The following is a 6,388-nucleotide window of genomic DNA, read 5'->3' as shown; positions in this document are numbered from 1 at the left end:
CAGACCGTGGCACGTTGCAACAAATGTAGGAGCGGATTCATCCGCGATGCGCCGCGCGGGCGGCGCTCGACCTCATAGGCGCTAAAACGTGGTGGCAAGCACCTTCTGGGCCTCATGCAACCTCAACACATGCGCCACCAAATCCCACAGCACCCTCAGACATTTCCTACGAATTCGAGCTACCGGTATCAGCACATGCGAAATATCCTACGAGCTCTGTCGACACGCGTCTGATTGTCCCTGGAAACCTGACTCTCTAGGATTTCCGGGTCGCTGCTGTTTAGCGATGCGGGTGTGGAAACCCGGTTAATCACTCAGATCGCTGTTGTAATGGCAGCTGTGCGCGGGAGGCCGCTTGGCCTACCGGGTGCTTGGGTGACCGGTTTTTCCACCCTGCGTACAGTTGCCGCCTCTACGTGTGGAAACGTTGGTGGCAGTTCCTTAGATCTCACCCAGGAATTGCTATGAAAAAGATAGTCCCCGACCCACCCCACCATTTCGATCTGCCAGACGGCACGACTCTCACCTACGCCATTGGCAATAACCTCGTTCCCCTGGACCATGTTGTGGTCAACATCACCCATTACCTGACGATCGCCTACACCCACAGCCACCGCGCCCTCGATGGCATTGCCGATGAAGCGGCGCGAGAGTCGCTGATGAACGGGTTGCGGGCCATGCAGCTGGCCTGGGGGCAGGCGGATGCGCTTTGCCTCGCCCTGGAGCGTACCGGCAGCTTGCATTGATGTTCGACGCTTCGCGGGGCAAGCCCGCTCCCACAAGGACGGCACAGCTTGCGAACCCCTGTGGGAGCGGGCTTGTCCCGCGAACACCGGCTGAGCCGGTGCCATCCATCGCAGTAGTCAGGGAAATGGACCGATGACAGAAAACTATAAAACCACGCCAGGTAAAACCTTTTTCTACCAAGGCGAAGCCCATGATCAGCCGCTGTTCCAGATAGCCGCCGGTATCCCGTGCCAGAACGCCCGTGAACAAGCCTCTGAACTGATGGGCTATGTACGCGACATGACGCTTACCGGTGTGATGGAAAACGACCAGCAACTGATCTGGGCTTCGCACTACCTGAGTGCATTGGCCAAGGCGCTGCTGGACGATGCCGAGTTGGGCATGATGCGCTAAGCCGGCTGCTGCACCGGCCCTATCGCCGGCAAGCCGGCTCCCACACGAAGCCTGCAGCGCCGCAAATGAACTGTGGGAGCCGGCTTGCCGGCGATAGGGCCAGATCAGTTGGGGAAGGTTCTGCAGGCCTGGCCATTGTCCTTCGGCGGATGGGTCGGGAAGTTCTCAGGCAACACCATCACCGGGCTGGTGGCGACAAAACCATCAGCAAACTGCGCTTCCACGAACCGCGCCTGCCACCCTTGCGACGGCGCAGTCCAATCCAGGCTGAAGGCTTCTCTGGGCACTAAGGTCTGGGATGTATAGCGAACGCCACAGGCATGACGAAAATCCCGGTCCTCGCCGTTGTGCGCAGTCCAGACCTTCACTGCCACAGGCATCTCAGATAAGCGCACCTGCAAACGCCGCACCTCCTCGCCCGGCAACACCTGCACGCCAGGCAGAGGCCGCCCCGCCTGGATACGCTTAACAAAAGGTACGAGCGTAGTGGCAACATGCGCGCGTACGCCGCCATGGTCCGAATTCGGCAGCACCCTGAGGCTGGTTTGGCCCGGCAGGCGCTGCAGGTAGTCCGTGGCGTGGTCGGGCGCGAAGAAATCATCCCCGCTGGCGGATACCAGGTACTTGGGTATTTCCAGGCGAGCGCCCGGCTCATCCAGATATCGCATCGGGTCCATCAGCCCCATCAGCCGCTCGAAAGCCGGGCTACCCAACTGCTGCAAGACACCCGCTGCCTGATAGGGCCAAAGTGCCAGCGGCCATGCACCACCGTAGCGCTTGCGCAAGCCGGCCAGCATTTCGGTGGTGTCGGCAACATCGATGACGCTTGGCACGATGGCGATCACCCGCGCATCAGCCAGGGCTGTCAGCCACGCACTCCAACCGCGCTTCGATGCTCCCGTGATGATGAAGCGCTCGATGCGCAACTCGGGAAGTGCTGCTGAAGTGAGGTCCATGGCCCTGCTCGCGGCGGCGGCCATCGGCACATGCAGGGGTAGCTCCGGCGCGGCAGCTTCGCTGCGCAGCGAATGCGCCCAAGTGTGGGCCACGGCATGATCCTCGCGCATCGGCGCTTGTGCATCGCTGAAGGTCACGTACTGGTTGGGCACGTCGCTGATCATTGCCACAACGGTCTGCGTCTGCACAGCCACCGCACTCAGCGCCTCGGACGAGTAGTCGGGTGTTTGTTGTTCCTCACCCAATCTCACACCGTTATTCACCACCAGCAGCGCCTTTTCCTGCAAGGCAGCGTCGGGCACATAAAGCTCGACGCGGTGCTCCCACAAGCGGGGTTCGACCACCGGTTCAGGCGCCCAGGTCAGCGAGGTCATCCGGTACTGATAAAGCGTATAGCCCTGTGCGGGCGTCTTCTGCTCAAGCTGGTACTGCAGCGGCGCCTGCCTTACCTTTTCGACATGACAGCGGGCCACTTCCTGCGGGCGCAGCCCGCTGCAGTCCTGCTGGGCACTGGCCTGGAAACAGACAGCGAGACAGGGAATTACCAGCAAATAGCGACAGTTCATGCTCCGTGCTCCATGGGAAAGAGCCGGCAACGTAGGCAACGGGCCCAAGCGCCACAAGGCAGCTGAGTTCACAGTCGAACATGCAGCCGCAAAACACAGCCGCTTCCTACAGCCACTTTCCACAAGGCAAACAAAAACGCCCCCGGTCTTTCGACCGGGGGCGTTTTCATTCAGCCTGAGCTAACTCAGTTCTTGGCTTTCTTGGCTGCGCGGGTACGCTCACCTTCGTCCAGGATCTTCTTGCGCAGACGGATCGACTTCGGCGTGACTTCGCACAGCTCGTCGTCCTGGATGAATTCCAGGGCCTGTTCCAGGGTGTGGCGAACTGGCGGAACCAGGGCGATGACTTCGTCTTTGCCCGAAGCACGCATGTTGTCGAGCTTCTTGCCTTTGGTCGGGTTCACGCCCAGGTCGTTGTCGCGGCTGTTCAGGCCGATGATCTGACCGTTGTAGATCTCTTGACCGTGTTCAACGAACAGCTTGCCACGCGCCTGCAGGGTTTCCAGCGAGTAGGTCAGTGCCTTGCCGGTCTCGACCGAAACCAGTACGCCGTTCAGGCGGCCGGACATCTGGCCCGACTTCATGGTGTCGTAGCGATCGAAGATCGAGGTCAGGATGCCTGCACCGTTGGTCAGGGTCAGGAACTGGTTACGGAAACCGATCAGACCACGGGCTGGAATGTTGTACTCCAGGCGCACACGGCCTTTGCCATCCGGGACCATGTTGGTCAGGTCGCCTTTACGCAGACCCATCTCTTCCATGACCTTGCCCTGCGAATCTTCAGGGATGTCGATGGTGACGTTCTCGAACGGTTCCTGCTTCACGCCGTCGACTTCGCGGATGATCACTTCAGGACGACCTACGGCCATCTCGAAGCCTTCACGGCGCATGGTTTCGATCAGTACCGACAGGTGCAGTTCACCACGGCCCGATACCTTGAACTTGTCAGGGGAATCGGTTTCCTGAACGCGCAGAGCAACGTTGTACAGCAGCTCTTTGTCCAGACGGTCCTTGATGTTACGGCTGGTGACGAACTTGCCTTCCTTGCCGCAGAACGGCGAGTCGTTGACCTGGAAGGTCATCGAAACGGTAGGCTCGTCAACGGTCAGCGGCTTCATCGCTTCTACCGCATCCGGGGCGCACAGGGTGTCGGAGATGAACAGCTCATCGAAACCGCTGATGCAGACGATGTCGCCAGCTTGGGCTTCTTCAACGTCAATGCGGTGCAGACCGTGGTGACCCATCAGCTTCAGGATACGGCCGTTGCGCTTCTTGCCGTTGGTGTCGATGGCGACAACCGGGGTGTTCGGCTTGACGCGACCACGGGCGATACGGCCAACGCCGATAACGCCGAGAAAGCTGTTGTAGTCCAGAGCGGAGATCTGCATCTGGAACGAACCGTCACGGTCAACAGCCGGCGCCGGTACGTTGTCGATGATCGACTGGTACAGCGGGGTCATGTCTTCGGCCATGTCGGTGTGGTCCAGACCGGCGATGCCGTTCAGGGCCGAGGCGTAGACGACTTTGAAGTCCAGCTGTTCGTCGGTGGCACCGAGGTTGTCGAACAGGTCGAAGATCTGGTCCAGAACCCAGTCAGGACGCGCGCCCGGACGGTCGACCTTGTTGATCACGACGATCGGCTTCAGGCCGGCTTCGAAGGCCTTCTTGGTCACGAAGCGGGTTTGCGGCATCGGGCCGTCCTGGGCGTCGACCAGCAGCAGCACGGAGTCGACCATCGACATTACACGCTCAACCTCGCCACCGAAGTCGGCGTGGCCGGGGGTGTCGACGATGTTGATGTGGTAGCCGTTCCAGTTGATGGCGGTGTTCTTCGCCAGAATGGTAATGCCGCGCTCTTTTTCCTGGTCGTTGGAGTCCATGACGCGCTCGTCGTTGAGCTCGTTACGCTCCAGAGTGCCGGACTGACGCAGGAGTTTGTCGACGAGGGTGGTTTTACCATGGTCAACGTGGGCGATGATGGCGATGTTACGCAGATTTTCGATCACAACTGTATCTCGATCAGAGGATTCGGTTGCCGCCAGTCTAGGCGGCCAATATGAAGTTAAAAGGCTCAGCGGGCCCGGCGGTCGGGAGGGCGATGGCGGATGCTGCCGCCATACAGCCCTGGCATCTTATGCCGGACGATAAACACGCACATTGGCATGTCCCTCACTGAGCAGGTGGTGTGCGTGCAGTCGGCTCATCACACCTTTGTCGCAATACAGCAAGTACTGGCGGGTTTCATCCAGCTGCTTGAACTTGCTGTTGATCGCGTAGAACGGCATCACCTGGACTTCAACGCCCTCGAGCACCAGAGGCTCGTCTTCCTGGGCGTCGGGGTGACGGATGTCGATGACGATCTGGCCTGGCAGCGCTTCGCGTACTTCCTCGACTTCCACGTCCTTGCCCAGCTCGTCGATCACGTGGTCGATGGAGATGAACTTGGCGCGTTCGAGGGCGCGCTCCAGCACGGCCATGTCGAATTGTTTCTCTTCATGCTCCATGCGATGACGCTTGGCATGAGTCGTCGGGTTCACCGAGATCACGCCGCAGTATTCAGGCATGTGCTTGGCGAAATCGGCGGTGCCGATTTCGTTGGCCTGGTCGATGATGTCCTGCTTGTGGCTGGCCAGCAATGGGCGCAGCACCAGCTTGTCGGTCGCCGAATCGATGATCGACAGGTTCGGCAGCGTCTGGCTGGACACCTGGGAGATCGCCTCGCCGGTCACCAGCGCTTCGATTTCCAGACGATCGGCCATGTGCGCGGCGCCGCGCAGCATCATGCGCTTGAGGGTCACGCCCATGTAGCTGTTGTCGACCTTGTTGAGGATCTCGCCAACCACTTCTTCGAACGGCACGCTGATGAACAGCACGCGCTGGCTGCTGCCGTATTTCTTCCACAGGTAGTGGGCGACTTCCATCACCCCCAGCTCGTGGGCGCGGCCGCCGAGGTTGAAGAAGCAGAAGTGGGTCATCAGGCCACGGCGCATCATCTGGTAGGCCGCCACGGTGGAGTCGAAGCCACCGGACATCAGCACCAGGGTCTGCTCCAGGGCGCCCAGCGGGTAGCCGCCAATGCCCTGGTGCTGGTTGTGGATGACGTACAGGCGCTGGTTGCGGATTTCGATGCGCACCAGCACTTCAGGGTTCTTCAGGTCGATGCCGGCGGCGCCGCACTGCTGGCGCAGCTGGCTGCCGACGTAGCGGTCGACGTCCATCGAAGTGAAGTCGTGGTGGCCGCCACGCTTGCAGCGCACGGCGAAGATCTTGCCTTCCAGCAGGTGACCGAAGTGCTGCTTGCACTTGGCGACGATGTCGTCGAAGTCGCCCAGCGGGTATTCCTCGACCTGCAGGAAATGGGTGATACCCGGCGTGCAGGTGAGGCGCTCGATCATCTCGCGCTGGACCTTCTCGTCCTCGACGCGGGTGACCACTTCGAGATTGTCCCAGACACCATCGACCGCGAGCTCAGGATCGAGGTCCTTGAGCACGTTGCGGATGTTCTTGCCGAGCTGGCGGATGAAGCGCTTGCGCACCGGCCGGCTCTTGATGGTGATCTCTGGGAAGACTTTGACGATAAGTTTCATTGGTTTAACAGCGCGCGCAGGGCCTGCCGAAAATGAGGGGCGCGAATTATATCGGAAATTGCTCAGGATTTGACCAACTTTTGTACAGAAGGTTGGATTTATGTTTGCCCGCACTGGCCTCATCGCCGGCAAGCCGGC

General features: G+C 60.2%; 5 protein-coding genes. 2 read left to right on the top strand and 3 right to left on the bottom strand.

From position 1 onward, the window contains the following. The first annotated feature begins 464 nt into the window (after window positions 1-464). Together PMI38_RS18640 and PMI38_RS18635 are read left to right on the top strand one after the other, a co-directional pair. On the top strand, window positions 465-746 hold the full coding sequence (locus tag PMI38_RS18640) for a hypothetical protein (RefSeq protein WP_008097152.1): 282 nt from the start codon (window positions 465-467) through the stop codon (window positions 744-746). A 133-nt stretch (window positions 747-879) separates the two neighbouring features. Then, the gene (locus PMI38_RS18635) at window positions 880-1,140 is read left to right on the top strand and encodes a DUF3077 domain-containing protein (RefSeq protein WP_008097151.1); all 261 of its coding nucleotides are present in this window, start codon (window positions 880-882) and stop codon (window positions 1,138-1,140) included. 104 nt (window positions 1,141-1,244) lie between these two features. Here PMI38_RS18635 and PMI38_RS18630 read toward each other — a convergent pair whose 3' ends face one another. The 3 genes from PMI38_RS18630 to thiI form a co-directional block, all read right to left on the bottom strand. Next, window positions 1,245-2,663 (bottom strand): PhoPQ-activated pathogenicity-related family protein, encoded by a 1,419-nt coding sequence (locus PMI38_RS18630; RefSeq protein ID WP_008097150.1) that lies wholly within the window; start codon window positions 2,661-2,663, stop codon window positions 1,245-1,247. Window positions 2,664-2,848: 185 nt separating this feature from the next. Then, complete coding sequence (typA, locus tag PMI38_RS18625) at window positions 2,849-4,669, bottom strand: translational GTPase TypA (protein ID WP_008097144.1); 1,821 nt, start codon at window positions 4,667-4,669, stop codon at window positions 2,849-2,851. A gap of 126 nt (window positions 4,670-4,795) precedes the next feature. Then, window positions 4,796-6,250, bottom strand: coding sequence for a tRNA uracil 4-sulfurtransferase ThiI (thiI, locus tag PMI38_RS18620; protein ID WP_008097142.1), 1,455 nt, complete (start codon window positions 6,248-6,250; stop codon window positions 4,796-4,798). Window positions 6,251-6,388 lie beyond the last annotated feature (138 nt).

The organism is Pseudomonas sp. GM84 (assembly GCF_000282535.1).
Taxonomy (GTDB): Bacteria; Pseudomonadota; Gammaproteobacteria; order Pseudomonadales; family Pseudomonadaceae; genus Aquipseudomonas.
The sequence above is the reverse complement of the archived record's forward strand: the minus strand, read 5'-3'. Positions and strand labels throughout refer to the sequence as shown.

What these genes read in the sequence shown, in the direction of transcription:
- PMI38_RS18640 (WP_008097152.1), top strand. Translation starts at nt 465, where the DNA reads ATGAAAAAGATAGTCCCCGACCCACCCCACCATTTCGATCTGCCAGAC.
- PMI38_RS18635 (WP_008097151.1), top strand. Translation starts at nt 880, where the DNA reads ATGACAGAAAACTATAAAACCACGCCAGGTAAAACCTTTTTCTACCAA.
- PMI38_RS18630 (WP_008097150.1), bottom strand. Translation starts at nt 2,663, where the DNA reads ATGAACTGTCGCTATTTGCTGGTAATTCCCTGTCTCGCTGTCTGTTTC.
- thiI (WP_008097142.1), bottom strand. Translation starts at nt 6,250, where the DNA reads ATGAAACTTATCGTCAAAGTCTTCCCAGAGATCACCATCAAGAGCCGG.